The sequence below is a fragment of the Kribbella sp. NPDC002412 genome (genome assembly GCF_053592935.1).
In genome coordinates this window covers 24,354-44,283 of the sequence record NZ_JBSFBL010000041.1, presented here as the reverse complement: position 1 = coordinate 44,283, position 19,930 = coordinate 24,354, and the positions used below count along the sequence as shown (strand labels likewise).

The window sequence follows — 19,930 nt, the reverse complement described above, 5'->3', positions numbered from 1 at the left end:
GCGGTCAGCTGATCGGGATGCCTGGGTTGGCGAGGCCGCGGCCGCCGGTGACCGTGTTGCTGCGGTCGATGGTGACCTTGCAGGTAGATGCGTTGTAGTTGGTGATGTTGAAGGCGTACCGGCCGCTGCCGGTCGCGCCGGTCAGGTCCGACCTGTTCCCGCGGAACACCGTGCCGCAGCCCCAGCCGGACTGCTGGGTGTGCGTCTCGAAGCCGTTGTTCGTGGTGTTCTTCCCGGTGTTGTTCTCGATCACGTAGTTGTTGCCCTTGACATCGATCCAGCTGTCGTCGTAGTTCGCGCCGGTCAGCCCGCGGCCGTCGAAGCTGTTGCCTGCGACCCGGCCGCCGCGGGTGCCCTCCTTGAGGTCGATCGCCTCGCCGCCGACGTCCGGCCCGATCGTGTTGTCGAGGATCTGGACGTGGTCGCTCTTGTCCGAGGTTCCGCCGGCGCTGCCGACGTACACCCCTTCGCCCATCCCGCGGCCGTCGTTGCCGGTGTCGTAGATCCGCGAGTTCTTGATCACGCCGTGCGTGCTGTTGTTGCGGAAGTGCACGCCCTCCATGGTGAGCCCGTGCACGGTGACGCCGTCGACGGTGACCCGGGTCGCGCGGTCGATCATGATGCCCTTCTGGCCACCCGTCACGGTGACACCTCGGACGTTCCAGTACGACGCTCCGTCGAGATGCAGACCGTAGCCACCGCCGTTGGCCTTCAGTACGGCGCGAGCCGAGCCGGTCAGCGTGATCGGCGCGGACGACGTGCCGGCGACCGTGGTCTTGAAGTTGCCGGTGTAGGTGCCGTCGGCAAGCCTGATCGTGTCACCGGGCTTGGCGCTGGACAGCGCCGACTTGAGCTGCGCCGCCGTACTCACGTCGATGGTCGCGGCCGGTGTCGCCCCGGTGGCGAAGTTGTCCGGGGTGCGGATCCGGTCGCGGACCCAGACGCCGGCCGGCTTCAGGACCGAGGTGCCGGTGAAGGTGTTGCCCGCGCAGACGTTCTGCTTGAAGACCGCGCCGGAGCGGAAGTCGTCGGAGAAGTTCCAGTTGGTCCAGCCGATCTTCTTGCTGGCCAGGAAGTCGAGGTACTTCTGCGACCAGGTGAAGTCGTTGCCGCCGTCACCGGTGTAGGTCTGGGTGCCGAACTCGGTGACGAACAGCGGGATCTTGTCGGCGGCCCGGGAGAGCGCGCCGAAGTACTCCTGCTTGTGCGACGCGGCGTAGAAGTGGAACGTGTACATCAGGTTCGACGCCCGGACCGGATTGTTGACGATGTCGGTCTCGCTGCGGCCGTCGGAGACTCCGAGCGAGGCCCAGCCGTGGGTGCCGACGAAGATCACGCCGTCGGGGTCCTTGGCCCGGATCACCGGCACCATCTGCTCGGCGTACGACTTGATCCCGGCCCAGCTGACGTTGTTCGGCTCGTTGGCGATGTCGTAGATGATGTTGTTCTTGTTCTTGTGCCGGTCGGCGATCTCGGTGAAGAACGTCTTGGCCCGGGACAGGTTGTAGTTCGGGTCGCCCGGGTCGAGCTGATGCCAGTCGACCAGCGCGTACATCCCGCGCCGGGTCGCCTCCTCGATGTAGTTGTGCACCATGTCGGTGAACTTGCGCGGGTTGGTCTCGTAGCCGCCTTCCTGCACGTACAGCGAGATGCGCAGGATGTCGGCGTTCCAGTCGTAGGCGAGCGCGTCGAGGGACGCGGTCTTGACGCACTGGGAGTACCACTGGATGCCGTGCGTGCTCATACCGCGCAGCTGGACCGGCTGGCCGTGCTGGTTGCAGAGCTTGGTGCCGCAGACACGCAGCTGCCCGTTGATCGAGACCGGGGTGTCGGCGGCGGGTACGGCGTCCACCGGAACTGCGTCCATCGGCACGGCAGCCCTCGGTACGGCGGAAGCCGCGGACGCCGGCGTGGTCGGGAGAAGTGCTGATGCGGCCAGCAGAACGCCGGCCGCCAGGGAGCGGATCATGAACTGCCTCCTACTGCGTCGGGGCGGGGACGGAGCAAGGATGGTTAGGAAGGTTTCCTATTAGTTCACCGGAACGTAGCGGCTGATGCGGAGCGCTGTCAACCGGTCGCGCGATGTGATCACAACCGATCAGGCGGTCGTGCGGTCCGGCCAGGTCGACTTCAGGGTTGCGAGGGTAACGGTGATCGCGGGACGCCGGGAGGTCGTCGTACGCCAGACGGCGTACAGACGGCGGCTCGGGGCGGGTTGCAGCGGGATGACGACGACGCCGTCCGGGATGACGCCGCGGCCGAGCCGCGGCAGCAGGCCGATGCCGATGCCGCGGGCAAGCATCGCGAGCTGGGTCTGGTACTCGGCGACCGAGTAGGCGACCTCCGGCTCGACGTCGGCCCGGCGCATCGTGCGCATCAGCCACTCGTGGCAGATCGACCCGGCCGGCTGGCAGATCCAGCGCTCGCCGACCACGTCCTCCGCCCGGACGAACTCCTTGCCCGCCAGTCGATGCGTCGCCGGCACCAGCACATCCGCCGGATCGGAGCCGAGCTTCACCCGCGACAGCCCCTCGGGGAGGCTGAGCGGCGTGTTGTGCCAGTCGTGCACGACCGCGATGTCGATCTCTCCGCGGTTGACCGCGGCAACGGCTTCGAACGGATCCGTCTCGTTGACCCGGATGTCCAGCCCCGGATGCTCGTGCACCAACTGGGCCAGCGCGTTCGGCAGCAGGCCGCGAGCCGCCGTCGGAAAGGCGGCCAGTCGCAGCGTCCCGATCGCCTGCCCGCGTTGCTCTTCCAGTGTCAGCTCGGCGTCCTCGACCAGCTCGAGGATCCGCGCCGCGGTCGCGGCCAGCTGGACGGCGGCGTCGGTGAGCACGATCCCGCGCCCGCGGCGCTCGACCAGCACGGTCCGCGTCTCGCGCTCCAGCTTCGCCAACTGCTGCGACACCGCCGACGGCGTGTACCCGAGCACCTCGGCGGCGCGATTGACCGACCCGTACAGCGACACCGCATGCAGCGCCCGGAGCCGGCCCAGATCGATCATGTAGCACTCCTACAGTGAACCCAGTATGAATCGGTGCTGGTCCTTAAGTGTAGTCCCTCCAAGACTGGACCGTGTGAAACCACGTGACCTGCTCCTCGCGCTGGCCGTCGTCCTCGTCTGGGGTGTGAACTTCGTCGTCGTCGAGGTGGCCCTGGAGAGCTTCCCGCCGCTGTTCTTCTCCGCGCTGCGGTTCTTCTTCGCCGCCGTCCCGGCGATCTTCCTCCTCGGCCGGCCGCCGGTGCCGTGGCGGTACGTCGTCGGCGTCGGGCTCGCCCTCGGGGTCGCCAAGTTCGGCCTGCTGTTCATCGCGATGGACCATGGCGTCCCGGCCGGGCTGGCGTCGCTGGTGCTGCAGTGTCAGGTGATCTTCACGGTCCTGTTCGCGATCGCCGTACTGCGGGAACGCCCACGACCGGCGCAGCTCGCCGGGATCACGATCGCGTGCGGCGGCATGGCGCTGATCATGCTGGACCGCGGGCTGTCCGCACCGCTCGGCGCGCTGGTCCTGGTGATCGCGGCCGGCGCGTCCTGGGGCGTCTCGAACACGATCACGCGCTACGCGAAGCCGCAGGACACCTTGCGCTTCATGATCTGGGTCAGCGCGGTGGCCGTCGTACCGCTGCTCGGGTTGTCACTTCTCACTGAAGGGGTGGACGCCGACCTGCATGCCTTGAGGACGATCGATCTGACCGGGATCGGTGCCATCGGCTACCTCGCCTACGTCGCGACCCTGTTCGGCTTCGGCGTGTGGGGCTACCTGCTGCGCCAGTACGACGCGAGCACGGTGGCCCCGTTCTCGCTGCTGGTGCCCATCGTCGCGATGGCCGCGGCCTGGTTGCTGCGCGGCGAGGAAGTCGGTGTGCAGCAGGCGATCGCGACGGTCCTGGTCATCGGCGGCATGGCTTGCACAGTTGTTCGCCGGACCCCGCGCAAGGCGGAGCCCAGCGAACAACGCGAGCTAGTGCGTCGGTAGCGCCATCGGCGGCATCTGCCAGCCGCGCGCCAGCGAGGACGCGTACGCAGGTGCGCCGCCGGCGAAGTACTCGGTGAACTTCATGATCAGCGGATCCCAGCGCAACGGGTCGATGTAGCGGTCGTTGCTCATCAGCAGGTCCTCGCGGACCTGCACGCGCTCGATCTTCATCTCCAGCGCGACCAGGTGAGAGTCCGGTCCGCCGATGTCGTGGATCGCCTCGATCCGGCCCTCCAGGTTGATCGGGCTCTCCTGTACGGCGTCGACGTCGACCAGTGAGCCCGGATCCGGCGTCAGCCCGGCGGCGGTGAACTTGTCCGGCTCGTACCGGTAGCCGCGGGCCCGCTTGGCGTCGGACATCTGCTGCGACCCGGTCAGCAGGGCGATCCGGTCGAGTGCCGCGACCATGGCCGGGTCGACCAGGTTGAGGATGCACTCCGGGCGTTCGGTGAGGTTCTTGACCGTCTGGGAGCTGGTAGCCATGCCCAGCATCGCGGTGTAGCCGAGCCACCAGGCGGACGACATCGGGCCGAGGTTCGTGGTTCCGTCCGGATTGCGGGAGCTGATCAGGACGACCGGTGTGCCGAAGTAGAGGACCTTGGGTTCAACAGTGCGCTTCACGCGGATGGAACGGCGATGGGCCAGGATGTGTGAGTGGACGCACGCCAAGTCAGTCGCCTGACCGCTCGCTGGATCGAGACGCTCGCCGGCGAGGACAGCACCGTCGTCTCCGGGCTCGGCGTCCGGCCGCTGCTCGCGATCCTCGCCGAGCTGGCCGACGGCCCGGCCCGCGACGAGCTCACCGAAGCGGCAGGCGGGTCGTACGACGGCCTGCTGCAGACCCCCGAGCTCCGGATGGCTCTCGGCCTGTGGACCCGGCCGGAGATCCCGCTGCAGCCCGGCGTGGACCGGCTGCTGCCGCCGGAGGTGCGCGGACAGCTGACGGATCAAGCAGCCCTCGACGCCTGGGTGGCCGAACAGACCGGTGGTCTGTTGAAGCGGATGCCGATCCAGTTGAGCGACGACGTGCTGCTGGTGCTCGCCTCCGCGCTCGCCTTGCAGACCAAGTGGGCGCTGCCGTTCAACGAGTACCCGAGGGGTGACCGGCGCTGGCTGAGTCGCGCCGACCAGGACCTCGACAGCCTCCAGGTGTACGACGGTCCGGCCGGCCCGCTGACCGTGGTCACGGTCGTGGGGACCGGCGAGTTCGACGTACGACTCGTCGCAGGCGAGCCCGGCAACGCGCGGGGCGCCGTACTGGCTGCTGCTCTTGAACTGACGGGCGAGGGGGTGGGCGGAGCCGAGTTGCTGGCCGATGCTCCGTCCTCGCGGTGGAAGCGGCTGTTCTCGCGGGAGCGGCCGGCGCCGGCGGTCGAGGTGATCGAGTCGATGTCGCCGGTGCCGACCGTGGTGCTGTCGATGCCGTACTTCGAGATCGACGCCGAACACGATCTGCTCGAGCACTCCGAGGTCTTCGGCCTGACGTCGGCGATGGACAAGTCGACCGGGCATTTCCCCGGGCTGAGTCCGTTCCCGCTCGCGGTCAGCCAGGCCAAGCAGGCCGTGATGGCCCGATTCTCCGCCACCGGCTTCGAGGCGGCCGCGGTCACCGCGATGGCGATGGCGGCCGGCTCCGCCCCAATGCCAGGCGGCAAGGCGCTGAAGGTATCGCTGGACCAGCCGTTCGGCTTCATCGCGGTCCACCGCCCGACCGGCATTCCGGTGGTGGCCGGCTGGGTTGCGGATGATGCGTACCGGGACGCCGTACGACCTACTCGTACGGGTTAGCGGGGGCGCTGACCGGACTGATCGTCTCGACCGTGAGGGCGGCGACGTCGCCGTCGGCGCGCTTGGTCGGCTCGGCCCATTGGCCGGTGACGGTCACCCACTGGTTCTTCGGTGGTGCGGTCTGGCCGCGGGCTTCGACCATGAACGCCGTACCGTCGGCGACGCAGCAGGTCAGGCCGATGCGCGTCACGTACCAGGTGCCGTTCTTCGCCGGGGTGACGAAGCCGGTCAGCTGGAACGCGCGGCCCTTCATGCTCTCCTTCTCCCACACCGCCCAGACTGCGTAGTCGCGGACCGCGAGCGCCACCGGGGCGTCGCCCTGGGAGTTGTTCGACAGCCACGAGTTGCTCTTCGGATCAGCCGGTTTCGACGCGACCGGAGACTGCCGCTGTGCCGCGTCCGCACCGAGCGCCGGAGGATCGACGACGAGCAACGCGAAGATCGGGATCAGCAGCAACCAGGCCGCCCGGGGCAGCCCGTGATGCCCGTGCCCGTCGTCCACCGGCTTCTTCTTCCGGGTGTCCGCGAGTACGTCGAGCACCGCGAGCGCGATCAGGATCAGCCCGGCCGCCAGCAGCATCCACCGCATCCCCGGCTTCACGTACCGCAGATAGGTGTTCGAGGTCGCCAACTGCACCACCGCAGCCCCGACGAACACCACCACCAGACCGGCAACGTTGCGCTTCACAGCAACCACCACCCCACGAGGAGACTGGCCAGGATTGCGACCACGAAGGTGGCCGGGGCGAACCGGGCGGCGAACTTCGGGCCGAAGGTTCCGGTCTGCAGGGCGATCAGCTTCACGTCGACGATCGGCCCGACCACCATGAACGCCAGCCGCGCGGTCAGCGAGAACTGCGTCAGGCTGGCCGCCACGAAGGCGTCCGCCTCGGAGCAGATCGCCAGCAGTACGGCGAGCAGCCCGAGCACGACCACCGACAGCAGCAGGTTGCCGGCCACGTGGTCGAGCCAGCTGCGCGGTACGACGACGTTCAGCGTGGCCGCCGCGGCCGCGCCGATGACCAGGAACCCGCCCGCGTGCAGGAAGTCGTGCAGCATCGCGGACCGGAACACGTCGAACTTGCCGGTGCCCTCCGCGTGCCGGTTCTTCGGCATCCGCAGCCACGACGCGCCCTTGCCGGTCGCCAGGAACAGCCAGCCGAGGATCATCGACACCCCGAGCGAGGTCACCGCGCGGGCGACCACCACCTTCGGCTGCCCCGGGAACGCGACCGCGGTCGACGCGAGCACGACCGGGTTGATCGCCGGCGCGGACAGCAGGAACGCGAGCGCCGCCGCCGGTGTCACGCCGCGGTTCATCAACGCCGCCGACACCGGCACCGACGCGCACTCACAGCCGGGCAGTACGACGCCGGACGCGCTGGCGACCGGTACGGCGAGGGCCGGGTGCTTGGGCAGCGCCTTCGCGAAGAACGACGCCGGGATGAACGCGGTCAGCGCGGCCGACAGCAGCACGCCGAGGACCAGGAACGGCATCGCCTGCACGGTGACCCCGACGAACATCGTCGCCCAGGTCCGGATCCCGTCGTCGGTGAACCACCCGGCGAAGATCTTGCGCCCGAACAACGCCAGCCCGACCAGCAGGACCAGCGTCGCGGTGAACGCGATCGAGGAGCCGGTGGACTCCTTGTTTTCCGCGTCAGGCGGCGGCGAGTCGACGGGTGGTGGGGCGGTCGGATTGGCCGTCATGGGCGGCATCCTGACACAACGGAGCGCACTCGGACGAGGACACGGCGCTCTCATGAAATGAAAATCAGCGTCGTTCCGGGGAATTGTCGTTGCGGACCGCCAGGCCATCACAACCCGCGCATTCCCGGGGCCGCCCGCGGGGCGGACCGGCGGTCCGGGAATTGTGATGGGGTTGGCGTCCGCATGGCAGGGTGGACGTATGGATGCCGACGTGGTGCGCGCAGTCAACGACCTCACCGCCCGCTGGGCTCGCGAGCTCCCGCAGGGCAACACCGTGGTGTCGGGCCTCGGCCTGTGGCCGCTGCTCGCGATCCTCGCGACCGCCGCGGACGAACCAGGCCGCGCCGAGTTGGCCGCGGCCGCCGGGGTGGACGCGTCGGCAGGCTCACAGCAGGCGCTGGAGTTGGTCCGGGCGATCGACGGCTCCGATGATCTGCACGCGGCCCTCGGCGTCTGGGTGAGTGAGCAGCTGAAGCTCGCCGAGTCGTTCGACAGCGTGATGCCGGCGCCGCTGGTCGGCGCGCTCACCGGCAACGCGTCCGTCGACAAGCCCAAACTCGACGCCTGGGCCGCCGAGCACACCAACAACCTGATCCGCGAGATGCCGATCGAGGTGACGCCGGACCTGATGCTCGTCCTCGCGTCTGCGCTGTCTCTCAAGACCACCTGGGTCACCCCGTTCAAGGAGATGGTCCGGCGGTTCTACGACGGCCCGTGGTCGGGCGGCTCGTGGCACTGGCTGGAGCGCGTCGACGACGACCTGGACGCCGTACGGCGGTATGAGGATCTGACTGTGATCACCGTGACCGGCGATGCGGATGTCGACGTACTGCTTGGCGTCGGGCAAGCCGGGGCAGAGCAGGCTGACGTGCTGACTGCGTTGCTGCAGGCGCAGGGGGAAGGGGTGCCGGGGAGCCGGCTGATCGATCAGGGGGAGCCTGGGGGCGAGGTCGCGCCCGGGGTGAAGGTCGGGCAGACGACCGCGCCGAGGCCGGATCTGAAGCTGTCGTTGCCGTCGTTCAACGTGGAGACCGAGCATGACCTGCTGGAACTGCGGGAGCTGTTCGGGCTGAGCGCGGTGACGACGGATCCCGGCGGGCACGGTCACTTCAGTGCGATCAGCCCGACGCCGCTCGCGGTCGGGCAGGCGAAGCAGAAGGTGCTGGCGCGGTTCTTCGCGACCGGGTTCGAGGCCGCGGCGGTGACGGCAGTCGGCCTGATGCGGACCGCGATGCCGACGAACCAGGCGCGCCGGCTCGAGGTGACGTTGGACCGGCCGTTCGGGTTCGTCGCCGTACTGCGGGAGTCGCGGCTGCCGATCGTGGCCGGCTGGGTCGAGACGCCTACCGAGCCGGGAGACTGAACAGCCGGTTGAGCAGGGCGGACGCCTCGTCGACCGCGTCCCGGTCGCCGGTCAGCAGCAGGTCGAACAGCAGACCGCGGGACGCGGCCAGGCCCAGCCGCGCGTACGACGGTGCTTGCTCGGGCGGAATGCCCGCCCGGACACACAGTTCGATGACCGGTGGCAGCCAGACGTTGATCAGATCCGCCTTGAGCGCGGCAGTGTGTGGCCGGTCCTGCATGGCGTGGGCGCTCAACTCGAAGAACAGCGGTCCGTAGATCAGCGTCGCCTCGGTGACCCGCCGCCAGAACAGATCCGCCTGCTCCTCGAGCGGCAGGTCCAAGGCCATCACGTCGGCCAGCAGGTCGCGTTGCTGCTGCTCGACGGTGCGCACCACCTCGGCGAGCAACCCCTCGCGGGAGCCGAAGTGGTAGATCAGCATCCGGTGGCTGGTGCCGATCGAGGTCGCGATACTCCGCAGGCTCGCGTCGCCGATGCCGTTCTTGGCGAAATGCTCGACGGCATCGGCGAGCAGCGAATCACGACTCACTGACCTGCTTCAGCTTCTCGGTCTCGGTGGCGATGTAGCGGCGGGTCAGGCCGGCGTAGAGCTTGCCGAAGAGCCAGCCGAGCGGGCCCTCCTGGATGATCGTGGCCGTCGCGACGGTGCCTTCCGGCGTGCTGATCACCCGGTGACCGCCGGTGGTCTTGATCCCGGGCGCCTTCGAGACCCACTCGAAGTACTCGCCCTCCTTGAGCTCCGTCACCTCCCAGACCGCGACCGGAAGCTTCGGCTGCCGGATCCGCGTCCGGGAGCCGATGTGGATGCGGCCCTCGTCGAGCCGCTCGACCGACTCGACCGTCGGTGTCCACTCGGGCCACCGCTCGACGTCGCTGAACACCTGCCACACCCGCTCGGGCGGGGCCTGGATCGTGCTGGAATGATCGAAGCGCATGTACCAAATGGTACACCCAATGGAAGCTGACGGCGCAGCAATATCTGGCGGGGCCCGAACGGCCGTGGCCGGGCGTGCCGGTAGGGTCTGGGGCCATGGCTGAGCAGAACGTCCCGCAGAACGTCGAGAACGAGCAGGACCCGGGCGCGAACACCCAGATGTTCCGTGCCTTCGTGAACGAGGGCCAGGCCGAGGCGACCACCGAGCCGAAGCTCAACGGCCGGGTGCTGGCGTTCGTCGGCGCCGCCGTGGTGCTGATCGCCGTCATCGCCGCGATCACCGTCCTCTGACTTGACCCAGCTGCACGCCGAGGTCGTCCGGGTCTTCACCGACCCCGATGGCCGCTTCGGCAACCCCTTGGGCATCGTGGACGGCGCCGCCGTCCCGCCCGCAGACCGGCAGCGCGTGGCCGCTCAGCTCGGCTACAGCGAGACCGTGTACGTCGACGACGCAGCCGCCGGTGTGGTCCGGATCTACTCCGCCGCCGGTGAGATGCCCTTCGCCGGCCATCCGACCGTCGGCATCGCCTGGTGGCTGCATTCCCAGGGCTTGGCCGTCGAGACCCTGCGCGTCCCCGCCGGTGACATCCCGGTCACCCGCGATGGCGACCTCTTCTCCGTCCGCGCCGACGCCAGCTGGGGCAGCGCTTTCGAGTGGCATCAGCTCGAGTCGCCGGACGCCGTACTGGCCGCCGACCCCGCCTCGTACTCGGCCGGTCACACATTCATCTGGTCCTGGCAGGACGAAGCCGCCGGGATCGTCCGGGCCCGGGCGTTCGCTCCGGCCATGGGCGTCGCCGAGGACGAGGCCACCGGCTCCGCCGCGACCCAGCTGACCGCTCAACTATCCCGGGATCTCCTGGTCGTCCAAGGCGCCGGCTCGCATCTGCACACCACTTGGCAACCGCCTGCGCACGCGACCGTCGGCGGCCGGGTGCTGCCCGCCGATCCCCGCAGCATCACGATCTGACGGGTTTTCCACAACCGCTCCGACATCCGTTGACTGTCGTGGGTTGGCGGATGGAGCATGGGTGCTCGGCTAGTGGTGGGAGGGCTGATGTCGGAGGTTGTGCGGGCTGCGTTGGTGCAGACGTCGTGGACCGGGGACAAGGAGTCCATGATCAAGGCCCACGAGGAGTACGTGCGGCAGGCCGCCGCGCAGGGTGCGCGGGTGATCTGCTTCCAGGAGCTGTTCTACGGCCCCTATTTCTGCCAGTTGCAGGATGCCAAGTTCTACGAGTACGCCGAGGCGGTGCCAGGCCCGACGACCGAGCGGTTCGCCGCGCTGGCCAAGGAGCTCGGCATGGTCATGGTGCTCCCGGTGTACGAGCAGGAGCAGCCGGGCGTGCTCTACAACACGGCCGCCGTGATCGATGCTGACGGCAAGTACCTGGGCAAGTACCGGAAGAACCACATCCCGCAGGTGAAGGGGTTCTGGGAGAAGTTCTACTTCCGCCCCGGCAACCTCGGCTACCCGGTGTTCGACACCGCGGTCGGCCGGATCGGGGTGTACATCTGCTACGACCGGCACTTCCCGGAGGGCTGGCGGGCGCTCGGGCTGGCCGGGGCGAAGATCGTGTTCAACCCGTCCGCGACCCACCGCGGGCTGTCGTCGTACCTGTGGAAGCTGGAGCAACCCGCCTCGGCGGTGGCCAACGAGTACTTCATCGGCGCGATCAACCGGGTCGGGATCGAGTCCGACTACGGCGAGAACGACTTCTACGGCACGTCGTACTTCGTCGATCCCGAGGGCAAGTTCGTCGGCGAGACCGGGCACGACCACGATCCGGAGCTCATCGTCCGGGACCTGGACCTGGGTCTGCTGGACACGGTCCGGGACCGCTGGCAGTTCTACCGCGACCGCCGCCCGGACGCGTACGGCGACCTGACCAAACCGTAGGCCGCTTTCCAGCCGTCACGCTGCACAAGCCGTCTCAAAGGGGAGTACGGATATGTTGCTGGTCAAGGGTGGGACCGTCGTCGGGCCGACCGGGACGCAGGTCGCCGACGTGCTGGTCCAGGGCGAGAAGATCGTCGCGCTGCTGGACCCGGCGTTCAGCCAGACGATCACGCCGGACGAGGTGATCGATGCCGCCGGCAAGTACGTGATCCCGGGCGGGATCGACGCGCACACGCACATGGAGCTGCCGTTCGGCGGCACCGCGGCGAGTGACACCTTCGACACCGGCACCCGGGCCGCGGCCTGGGGCGGGACCACGACGATCATCGACTTCGCGGTCCAGCGGACCGGCGAGGTGGTCCAGGACGGGCTGGCCGCCTGGCACGCGAAGGCCGACGGCAACTGCCACATCGACTACGCGTTCCACATGATCCTCGGCGGCGTCGACGACGACTCGCTGAAGGCGATGGACCAGCTCGTCTCGGACGAGGGCGTGACCAGCTTCAAGCTGTTCATGGCCTACCCGGGCGTCTTCTACTCCGACGACGGCCAGATCCTGCGGGCGATGCAGACCGCCCGCGACAACGGCGCGATGATCATGATGCACGCGGAGAACGGCATCGCGATCGACGTGCTCGTGCAGCAGGCCATCGCTCGCGGCGAGACCGACCCGATCTACCACGGCATCACCCGGCCGGCCGCGCTCGAGGCGGAGGCGACGAACCGCGCGATCGCGCTCGCCGAGGTCGCCCGGGACTGCCCGCTCTACATCGTCCACCTGTCCGCCAGCCAGGCGCTGGAACACGTCGCCGAGGCGCGGGACGCGGGCCGGAACGTGTTCGCCGAGACCTGCCCGCAGTACCTGTACCTCACGCTCGAGGACCAACTCGGCGCACCCGGCTTCGAGGGCGCGAAATGGGTCTGCTCGACCCCGCTGCGCAGCAAGCACGAGTCGCACGCGAAGGACCTGTGGAAGGGCCTGCGGAGCAACGACCTGGCGATCGTGTCGACCGACCACTGCCCGTTCTGCATGAAGGACCAGAAGGAGCTCGGCCTCGGCGACTTCTCCAAGATCCCGAACGGGATCGGCGGCGTCGAGCACCGGGTCGACCTGATCTACCAAGGCGTGGTGGACGGCCAGCTGTCGCTGGAGCGCTGGGTGGAGACGATCGCGACCACGCCGGCCCGGATGTTCGGGCTGTACCCGCGGAAGGGGATCGTCGCCCCGGGCTCGGACGCCGACCTGGTCGTCTACGACCCGAACGCGACCACCCGGATCAGCGTCGACACCCACCACATGAACATGGACTACTCGGCGTACGAAGGGGTCGAGATCAAGGGCCGGGTGGGCACGGTGATCTCGCGCGGCGAGGTGATCGTGGCCGACGGCAACTACCATGGCCGCAAGGGCCGGGGGAAGTTCCTCGAGCGCGGCCTGTCGTCGTACCTGGTGTGAAGGGGGAGCGCCGTGGACTTCGGAGTCGTGTTCCAGTGTGATCCGCCGGCGTCCGCGGTGGTGGACCTGGCGCGCAAGGCGGAGGAGGCCGGGTTCGGCTACGTGTGGACGTTCGACTCGCACCTGCTCTGGCAGGAGCCGTTCGTCATCTACAGCCAGATCCTGGCCACCACCGAACGCGTGATCGTCGGGCCGATGGTGACCAACCCGGGGACCCGGGACTGGACCGTGATCGCGTCCCAGTTCGCCACCCTGAACGAGATGTTCGGGAACCGCACGATCTGCGGGATCGGCCGCGGCGACTCCGCGCTGCGCACGCTCGGCGCCAAGCCGGGCACCATCGACGAAATGAAGCAGTGCGTCGGCGTGGTCCGCGCGCTGGCCCGCGGCGAGACGGTCGAGTACCGCGGCCAGCAGCTCAAGTTCGCCTGGGTCGAGAACGGCGCGCTGGACGTCTGGGTCGCGGCGTACGGTCCGAAGGCGCTGGCCGCGACCGGCCAGATCGGCGACGGCTACATCCTGCAGCTTGCCGACCCCGACATCGCCAAGTGGATGATCGCAGCGGTACGGCGCTCCGCCGAGGAAGCCGGCCGCGATCCGGCCGCGATCAAGTTCTGCGTCGCGGCCCCGGCGTACGTCGGGGACGACCTCGAGCACCAGCGGGAGCAGACCCGGTGGTTCGGCGGGATGGTCGGCAACCATGTGGCCGACATCGTGGAGCGGTACGGGACATCGGGTGCGGTGCCGAAGGCGCTGACCGACTACATCGAGGGCCGCAAGGGCTACGACTACGCCCAGCACGGACGGGCGGGCAACACCCACACCGACTTCGTCCCGGACGAGGTCGTAGACCGGTTCTGCATCCTCGGCCCGGTGGAGAACCACCTGGCCCGGCTGTCGGAGCTCAAGGCACTCGGGGTGGACCAGTTCGCGGTCTACCTCCAGCACGACGCGAAGGAAGAGACGCTGGCGGCGTACGGCAAGGACATCATTCCGGCGTTCTGAGTCGCTCGGCCGCCCGGGCGACGCGGGTCGCCGGCGGTGTTGCGCCGTACAGGGTGGCCGGTGGGTAGTCGGTGGTGACCGTTCGGGTGACCAGGCCGGCTGCCTCCAGGTCTTTGAGGGCGAGGGTCAGGGCGCGGTTCGTCGTACCCGGAAGGCTGTTGCCGAGCTCGGAGAAGCGGCGGGGCCGGTCGCCGAGGGCGGTGAGGATGGGCAGCGACCACTTGCGGAGGCCGACGTCTGTGGCGTCCAGCTCGCGGAGGAGGTCGGTGAGCGCGACGGCGGGTTCGCCAAGGCGCGCGCCCGCGTCGGTGAGCAGGTATTCGGGCCGCAGTGGGTGGCCGTAGCCGGGGTTGCGCTGGATCAGGCCGTCGGATTCGAGGAACGCGATGGTCCGGCGGAGCGACTCGCGGCTGACTCCGAGGCCGTGGACCAGGTTCACGAAGCGGCCGCCGCGGCCGCGGTGCAGCTCGGCGATCACCGGGATGGTCCACCGGAGGTGGACCAGGCGGGCGAGCGTTGACACGAAAGTAAGCTTAGTATAAAAACAGGACTATGAGTGGATCGCCAGAGGTGTCGACTGCGATCGAGTACGACGGCAGGGCCGTCTGTGCGCTGGACGTCTCCGACCTGGAGCGCTCACTGCAGTGGTACCGGGAGGCCCTCGGGTTCGAGGTGGTGCACCGGCTCGACAGCTGGGGCTGGGCCGAGCTGACGACGCCGCTGCCCGGTATCAACATCGGCATCGGCCAGGTCGAGCAGCCGCAGACCGAGGGCGGGACGGTGATCACGTTCGGGGTGCGCGACATCGACGCCGCCCGGCGGCACCTCGAGTCGCTCGGCACCCGGTTCGACGGTGAGACCCGGCTGGTCGCCGACGAGGTCCGGCTGGCCACGTTCTACGACCCGGACGGGAACACGTTCATGCTGTCCGAGCGGGTGAAGTGAGCACGCCGCCACGGCCGGGGATGGAGAGCCTGTCGCTCATCCTGCTCCGGCGCCCACCGAACCCGCCCGACCTGACGGACGACGAGATGGACAAGGTCCAGCAGGCTCATCTCGACTTCCTGGACGACCTCCGCGCGGCCGGCGTGATGGGTGCGGCCGGCCCGTTCCGGGACCACGACGACGTGTCGCTGCGCGGTCTCTGCGTCTACCGCACCGACCTCGACGAGGCCCGGCGGCAGGCCGCCGGCGATCCCGCCGTACAGGCCGGAATCCTGGTCGCGGAGCCGATCACCTGGTGGTTCCGCGAGGGCGAGATTCAGGTGGTCGGGGTCCAGCGGTAGGACTCGGGCAGCAGGTCGGTGACCAGGACCGAGCCGACGCCTTCCGCGGTGGGCAGGATGACACGGATCGTCGGGTGGTAGTCGACCAGGACCTGGCGGTCCCGCCCGCACGGGCCGACCACGCCGCGGCCTTCGTTGCCGACAGCCACGATCGTGGTGAGCTCGCGGGCGCCCTCGGCCCGGGCCCGGCCGAGGGCGACGAGCTCCGCGCACGGCCCGCCGGTGAAGTGGTACAGGTTGATCCCGGCGTACATCTGCCCGTCCACACCGCGGACGGCGGCGCCCATCGTGTAGACCCCGTCCGGCCCGTCGGTGTTCGCGTCGACGGTACGGCGGGCGAGCTCGATCAGCTCCCGGTCCTCGTCGGTCAATGCCTGCACGATCATTCGCTGATACCCCAACCTGTCGACGCCTTGAACGATCCGCTATCGACACTACGACTCCTGGGTCGGGGTATGCTCGGCGGCATGTTCGCTCCCCGTGACTAGAGACGGCTCCCGCGTTCGCGCGGTCGAGCCCGTATTCCCTTGATGTCTCCAGGAGCGTTCTCTTGTCCGGCACAGCTCGTGCCGGGAGCTACCGTGACGTGCTGTCGCTGCCGTCGGCGTTGCGCACCTTCGTGCCCGCGCTACTCGGCCGGCTGTCGTACGGTCTGCTCCCGTTGTCTCTGCTTTTCACTGTCCAGGAGTCCACCGACTCGTTCGCCTCGGCCGGCGCGGCGGTCGCGCTGTTCGGCCTCACCTCGTTGTCCATGCCCTACAAGGCACGGCTCGTCGACCGCTTCAGCCAGCGCCGAGTGCTCCCGGTCCTCGCGATCGGTTGCTCCGCCGCGCTCGGGCTCATCGCCAGTACGACGACCAACCTGGCGCTGGTCGCTCTGGCTGGCCTCCTCGCGCCACCGCTGGGGCCGTCGATGCGGTCGAACTGGCGGTTGCTGACTGAAGGGTCGCCGCTCAAGGAGCGGGCCTACGCCCTGGATGCGGTTAGCGAGGAGTCGCTGTTCCTCGGCGGTCCGCTGCTGGTCGGCGTGCTGATCAACGTCGTCTCCGCGCCGGCAGCGCTCAGCTGCTCCGCCGGGCTGATGGTCGTCGGCACGCTCGCCATGGTGACCAGTCCGGTCACCTCGCACACCGCCGCGCGCCCTGCAACGCGCCATCTCCTAGGCCCACTCGTCATCCCGGCGCTGCGACGGGTCCTCCTGGTCATCGCGGCCACGGCCTCGGGGATCAGCGTCGCCTACCTGTGCGTGGCCGGAGTCGCTCAGCGCAGCGGTAGCCCGGGGGCAGCCGGGTACGTCGAGGCCGCGATCGCTGCCGGGAGCGTCGTCGGCGGACTCCTCTGGGGAAGTCGCCAGCACACTCGGTCGTGGTCCGCTCACCTCGGCGGGCTGATCGCCGTACTGGCTGCCGGACTGCTGACGGCCTCGCTCGCGGGCAACCTGGTTCTGCTCGGGCTGGTCATGGCGGCCACGGGTGTCGCTGTGGCGCCGATCTTCGTGGTGTCGTATCTGGCTGCCGACACGGTCACGCCGCCGTACCAGCGCACCGAGGCCAGCACCTGGATCAACACCGCCAACAACGTCGGCAGCTCGGCCGGCTCGGCGCTCGCGGGGCTCACGCTCGATCGGACCACACCGTCCCATGGCTTCCTGGTCGGTGGCGTCCTGCTTGCCCTGGTCGCCGCGGCGGTCTGCTGGTCAGGCGTCCGACAGGCGCGCGATGGTGGCCGACGCGCGGCGGACGATCGGGACCGGGCCCTCGGGGAGGACGTCGCCGATGAAGTTGTAGTGGGCAAGCACCGCGGGGTCGATGCCGCCCGGGCGGTGCCGGCTGTGGTCACGCACCCAGTCGATGATGTCGCCCCAGCCCGGCGCGGCGAGCGATCCGCCGAAGTGCTGGACCGACAGGCCGGCACAGAGGTTGCCGAACGCGAGCCGGTGCGCCAGCGGCCAGCCGCGGAGCGTGCCGAGGACGAGTGAGGCCAGGAAGACGTCGCCCGCGCCGGTCGGGTCGTAGGACCTGACCGGCAGGGCCGGCACCTGCTCCTCCTCGCCGGTGGTCGCGTCGATCGCCAGCACGCCGTCCGCGCCGTTCGTCACCACCGCCAGCGGCACCCGCTCGGCGAGCTTGTGCAGCGCGGCCTTCGGCGTGTCGGTCCGGGTGTACGCCATCGCCTCGCTCGCGTTCGGCGTGAAGGCGTGGAAACCCTCGAGGACGTCGAGTACGGCGGGGGACCACTGGTCGGTCGGGTCCCAGCCGACGTCGCCGAACAGCAGCGCGCCGGACCGCATCGCGTCGATCGTCCAGCCCGGCAGCTCGTCCTCGACCGGGACGATCGCGGAGCGGGTGTTCAGGCCCGGGCCGACCAGCTTGCTCGGGTCGCCGGGCGCCTCGTGCGCGTGCGTCACCATGGCCCGGTCCCGGTCGAGCGACATCGAGACGGTGACGGGGGAGTGCCAGTGCCCGATCCGGCGGGAGTGGGACAGGTCCACGCCCTCCTGGTCGGCCAGGGTCCGCCAGCAGAAGTCGGCGTACACGTCGTCGCCGAACACCGACGCCAGGCCGGTCTTCAGGCCCAGCCGGCTGGCGGCGATGGCGAAGTTCGCGACGCCGCCGGGGCAGGACCCCATCCCCTCGGCGAAGATCTCGGTCCCGGTGGCCGGGGCGGACTCCAGACCGGTCAGCACGATGTCGAGGAACACGGTCCCCTGCACGAACACGTCGTAGCGGTCCGGCTCGTCCATCTCAGTGACACTGCTCCTTGTCAGACTTTGGCGGTTCTTGTCGGTCGCGGGTGGAATGCTTCCTTTCGTAACATCTTCGGCCGGTCATCTCCATGGGATTGGGAGGTCGCGCATGAGCGGCGGGGTGTGTCCGTGATTCCTACCTGGATCTCCGTGGTCGGCGTGGTGGTGACCGTGCTGAGCCCGTTCCTGGCCCTGGGCGGCGTGGTGCTCGGGGCCTACCTGACCCGGAAGTCGGACCGTGAGCTGGACGTCTGGCGGCACCGCGAGGAGACGATGCGGATGGTTCGGTGGTCGGTCGAGCAGATTCTCGAGGGCACGGACGCGGGGACCGACGCCGGCGTCGTCACGCTGCGCTCACTGATGCGGTCGGAACTGTTACAGCCCGAGGACTACGACCTCGTCGCCGCGCTGACCGCCTCGGTGGCGATCGACCGCGTCGGTCAGGCCGCGTACGCTGATATCGCGGAGTCCGACACAGAAGTCGTCGAGGGAGACACTGCCAATGGCTGAGAAGAAGACCGTGAAGGTCTCCCGCCAGGCCGTCGAGCTGGCCCGGTTGCACGTCGAGGCAGCCCGCAGAGCCGGCCGCAAACCCGAGCCCGGCCTGGCCCGAATCGCCGACGCCCGCCCCGACAACGGCAACGGCACAGCCCCGGCCCCCGCCTGACCTGTGGATAACTCCACCGGCCAACAGGTGGAAACGGATACGCTCAAGCAGGAAGAACAGGGGGCGGGCAGCGTCGGCGCCGAAGCAGCCGGTAGCCGTCCGTGACACCCTCGGAGCGCACCGGATGCACGGCACACGCACCGGATGCACGGCACACACACCGGATGCACGGCACACGCACCGGATGCACGGCACACGCACCGGATGCACGGCGCGGCGTGCGGTCGTGCACATCCGGGTATCGGACGGCGCCGTACGGTGCGGCACGCCTGGTCGGCGGCACGCCCGGGACCACCTAGACTGACCTGCGGCCGCTCCGGTGGCGTACGGTCTCCTGGTGGTTACCGCTGCGCCGCTCCCTGTTCCCGACCACGGCCGGATGATCCCGTGATCCGCTTCGAGAATGTGTCAAAGACGTACGAGGGCCAGTCCAAGGCCGCTCTGCTGAACGTCAACGTCGAGATCGAGAAAGGCGAGTTCGTCTTCCTCGTCGGCACCTCCGGGTCCGGCAAGTCGACGTTCCTGCGCCTGGTCCTGCGTGAGCACCGGTCGTCCAAGGGCCACATCATGGTGGCCGGCAAGGACCTGAACCGGCTGGCCAGCTGGCGGATCCCGCAGATGCGCCGCCAGATCGGCACTGTCTTCCAGGACTTCCGGCTGCTGCCGAACAAGACCGTCGCCGAGAACGTGGCGTTCGCGCTGCAGGTGATCGGCAAGCCGCGCTCGCACATCCGCAAGACGGTCCCCGAGGTCCTGGAGCTGGTCGGCCTGGACGGCAAGGAGGACCGGCTGCCCGACGAGCTCTCCGGCGGTGAGCAGCAGCGGGTCGCGATCGCCCGGGCGTTCGTGAACCGGCCGATGATCCTGATCGCCGACGAGCCCACCGGAAACCTCGACCCCGGCACCTCGGTCGGCATCATGAAGCTGCTGGACCGGATCAACCGCACCGGGACGACGGTCGTGATGGCCACGCACGACGTGTCCATCGTCGACCAGATGCGCAAGCGCGTGATCGAGCTGGAGAACGGTCATGTCGTCCGCGACGAGTCGCGCGGCGTCTACGGCTACCAGCACTGAGAAGCAGGGACTACTGAC

23 protein-coding genes and 1 pseudogene are annotated in these 19,930 nt (G+C 69.0%); 14 read left to right on the top strand and 10 right to left on the bottom strand.

Features of this window, described 5'->3' with window-relative positions; genetic code table 11:
• Positions 1-4: 4 nt before the first annotated feature.
• Both ACWCOV_RS28740 and ACWCOV_RS28735 read right to left on the bottom strand, forming a co-directional pair.
• Complete coding sequence (locus ACWCOV_RS28740) at positions 5-1,969, bottom strand: cellulase family glycosylhydrolase (protein ID WP_449832434.1); 1,965 nt, start codon at positions 1,967-1,969, stop codon at positions 5-7.
• A 129-nt stretch (positions 1,970-2,098) separates the two neighbouring features.
• The gene (locus tag ACWCOV_RS28735; RefSeq protein ID WP_449832433.1) at positions 2,099-3,007 is read right to left on the bottom strand and encodes a LysR family transcriptional regulator; all 909 of its coding nucleotides are present in this window, start codon (positions 3,005-3,007) and stop codon (positions 2,099-2,101) included.
• A gap of 73 nt (positions 3,008-3,080) precedes the next feature.
• On the opposite strand from ACWCOV_RS28735, the gene ACWCOV_RS28730 reads away from it, so the two are divergent.
• Positions 3,081-3,980 (top strand): EamA family transporter, encoded by a 900-nt coding sequence (locus ACWCOV_RS28730; RefSeq protein ID WP_449832432.1) that lies wholly within the window; start codon positions 3,081-3,083, stop codon positions 3,978-3,980.
• Here ACWCOV_RS28730 and ACWCOV_RS28725 read toward each other — a convergent pair.
• The gene (locus tag ACWCOV_RS28725; RefSeq protein WP_449832431.1) at positions 3,966-4,601 is read right to left on the bottom strand and encodes a flavin reductase family protein; all 636 of its coding nucleotides are present in this window, start codon (positions 4,599-4,601) and stop codon (positions 3,966-3,968) included. The genes ACWCOV_RS28730 and ACWCOV_RS28725 overlap by 15 nt on opposite strands.
• Before the next feature lie 33 nt (positions 4,602-4,634).
• Here ACWCOV_RS28725 and ACWCOV_RS28720 point away from each other — a divergent pair, with 33 nt between their 5' ends.
• On the top strand, positions 4,635-5,768 hold the full coding sequence (locus ACWCOV_RS28720) for a serpin family protein (RefSeq protein ID WP_449832430.1): 1,134 nt from the start codon (positions 4,635-4,637) through the stop codon (positions 5,766-5,768).
• Here the strand turns inward: ACWCOV_RS28720 and ACWCOV_RS28715 are convergent.
• On the bottom strand, positions 5,752-6,456 hold the full coding sequence (locus ACWCOV_RS28715; RefSeq protein ID WP_449832429.1) for a TIGR03943 family putative permease subunit: 705 nt from the start codon (positions 6,454-6,456) through the stop codon (positions 5,752-5,754). The genes ACWCOV_RS28720 and ACWCOV_RS28715 overlap by 17 nt on opposite strands.
• Positions 6,453-7,478 (bottom strand): permease, encoded by a 1,026-nt coding sequence (locus ACWCOV_RS28710; RefSeq protein WP_449832428.1) that lies wholly within the window; start codon positions 7,476-7,478, stop codon positions 6,453-6,455. Before ACWCOV_RS28710 ends, ACWCOV_RS28715 begins: the two co-directional genes overlap by 4 nt.
• A 199-nt stretch (positions 7,479-7,677) precedes the next feature.
• On the opposite strand from ACWCOV_RS28710, the gene ACWCOV_RS28705 reads away from it, so the two are divergent.
• Positions 7,678-8,841, top strand: coding sequence for a serpin family protein (locus tag ACWCOV_RS28705; protein ID WP_449832427.1), 1,164 nt, complete (start codon positions 7,678-7,680; stop codon positions 8,839-8,841).
• Here the strand turns inward: ACWCOV_RS28705 and ACWCOV_RS28700 are convergent.
• Together ACWCOV_RS28700 and ACWCOV_RS28695 are read right to left on the bottom strand one after the other, a co-directional pair.
• A complete protein-coding gene (locus tag ACWCOV_RS28700) occupies positions 8,822-9,370 on the bottom strand; it encodes a TetR/AcrR family transcriptional regulator (RefSeq protein ID WP_449832426.1) in 549 nt (182 codons plus the stop codon). The two genes, ACWCOV_RS28705 and ACWCOV_RS28700, sit on opposite strands and share 20 nt — an antisense overlap.
• Entirely contained in the window at positions 9,360-9,776 is a 417-nt protein-coding gene (locus ACWCOV_RS28695; protein WP_449832425.1) for an SRPBCC family protein, read from the bottom strand. Before ACWCOV_RS28695 ends, ACWCOV_RS28700 begins: the two co-directional genes overlap by 11 nt.
• Before the next feature lie 95 nt (positions 9,777-9,871).
• Between ACWCOV_RS28695 and ACWCOV_RS28690 the strand changes: the two genes are divergently transcribed.
• From ACWCOV_RS28690 to ACWCOV_RS28670, 5 genes are all read left to right on the top strand, one after another.
• Positions 9,872-10,066, top strand: coding sequence for a hypothetical protein (locus ACWCOV_RS28690; protein ID WP_449832424.1), 195 nt, complete (start codon positions 9,872-9,874; stop codon positions 10,064-10,066).
• 1 nt (position 10,067) lies between these two features.
• Entirely contained in the window at positions 10,068-10,745 is a 678-nt protein-coding gene (locus ACWCOV_RS28685) for a PhzF family phenazine biosynthesis protein (RefSeq protein WP_449832423.1), read from the top strand.
• An 87-nt stretch (positions 10,746-10,832) separates the two neighbouring features.
• Positions 10,833-11,675 (top strand): nitrilase-related carbon-nitrogen hydrolase, encoded by an 843-nt coding sequence (locus ACWCOV_RS28680; RefSeq protein WP_449832422.1) that lies wholly within the window; start codon positions 10,833-10,835, stop codon positions 11,673-11,675.
• 52 nt (positions 11,676-11,727) lie between these two features.
• On the top strand, positions 11,728-13,131 hold the full coding sequence (gene hydA, locus ACWCOV_RS28675; RefSeq protein ID WP_449832421.1) for a dihydropyrimidinase: 1,404 nt from the start codon (positions 11,728-11,730) through the stop codon (positions 13,129-13,131).
• Positions 13,132-13,143: 12 nt separating this feature from the next.
• Positions 13,144-14,136, top strand: a complete 993-nt coding sequence (locus ACWCOV_RS28670) for a TIGR03842 family LLM class F420-dependent oxidoreductase (protein ID WP_449832420.1) — start codon at positions 13,144-13,146, stop codon at positions 14,134-14,136.
• Here ACWCOV_RS28670 and ACWCOV_RS28665 read toward each other — a convergent pair.
• On the bottom strand, positions 14,120-14,659 hold the full coding sequence (locus ACWCOV_RS28665) for a winged helix-turn-helix transcriptional regulator (protein WP_449832419.1): 540 nt from the start codon (positions 14,657-14,659) through the stop codon (positions 14,120-14,122). The two genes, ACWCOV_RS28670 and ACWCOV_RS28665, sit on opposite strands and share 17 nt — an antisense overlap.
• A gap of 29 nt (positions 14,660-14,688) precedes the next feature.
• Between ACWCOV_RS28665 and ACWCOV_RS28660 the strand changes: the two genes are divergently transcribed.
• Together ACWCOV_RS28660 and ACWCOV_RS28655 are read left to right on the top strand one after the other, a co-directional pair.
• Positions 14,689-15,081 carry a VOC family protein gene (locus ACWCOV_RS28660; protein ID WP_449832418.1) on the top strand — a complete coding sequence of 131 codons (393 nt, stop codon included), beginning with the start codon at positions 14,689-14,691 and terminating at the stop codon, positions 15,079-15,081.
• Complete coding sequence (locus tag ACWCOV_RS28655; protein WP_449832417.1) at positions 15,078-15,422, top strand: YciI family protein; 345 nt, start codon at positions 15,078-15,080, stop codon at positions 15,420-15,422. The genes ACWCOV_RS28660 and ACWCOV_RS28655 overlap by 4 nt, the downstream gene beginning before the upstream one ends.
• Here the strand turns inward: ACWCOV_RS28655 and ACWCOV_RS28650 are convergent.
• Positions 15,398-15,808, bottom strand: coding sequence for a cytidine deaminase family protein (locus ACWCOV_RS28650; RefSeq protein WP_449832416.1), 411 nt, complete (start codon positions 15,806-15,808; stop codon positions 15,398-15,400). The genes ACWCOV_RS28655 and ACWCOV_RS28650 overlap by 25 nt on opposite strands.
• 365 nt (positions 15,809-16,173) lie before the next feature.
• Between ACWCOV_RS28650 and ACWCOV_RS28645 the strand changes: the two are divergent.
• A pseudogene (locus tag ACWCOV_RS28645) lies at positions 16,174-17,106 on the top strand (MFS transporter); the annotation flags it as partial.
• A gap of 12 nt (positions 17,107-17,118) precedes the next feature.
• Here the strand turns inward: ACWCOV_RS28645 and ACWCOV_RS28640 are convergent.
• Entirely contained in the window at positions 17,119-18,165 is a 1,047-nt protein-coding gene (locus ACWCOV_RS28640; RefSeq protein ID WP_449832415.1) for a carbohydrate kinase family protein, read from the bottom strand.
• Positions 18,166-18,297: 132 nt separating this feature from the next.
• Between ACWCOV_RS28640 and ACWCOV_RS28635 the strand changes: the two genes are divergently transcribed.
• The 3 genes from ACWCOV_RS28635 (at position 18,298) to ftsE (ending at position 19,912) form a co-directional block, all read left to right on the top strand.
• Entirely contained in the window at positions 18,298-18,678 is a 381-nt protein-coding gene (locus tag ACWCOV_RS28635) for a hypothetical protein (RefSeq protein ID WP_449832414.1), read from the top strand.
• Positions 18,671-18,835: a hypothetical protein gene (locus ACWCOV_RS28630; protein WP_396353250.1), complete on the top strand. Its 165-nt coding sequence runs from the start codon at positions 18,671-18,673 to the stop codon at positions 18,833-18,835. Before ACWCOV_RS28635 ends, ACWCOV_RS28630 begins: the two co-directional genes overlap by 8 nt.
• 387 nt (positions 18,836-19,222) lie before the next feature.
• Positions 19,223-19,912, top strand: coding sequence for a cell division ATP-binding protein FtsE (ftsE, locus tag ACWCOV_RS28625; protein WP_132325159.1), 690 nt, complete (start codon positions 19,223-19,225; stop codon positions 19,910-19,912).
• Positions 19,913-19,930: the final 18 nt, after the last annotated feature.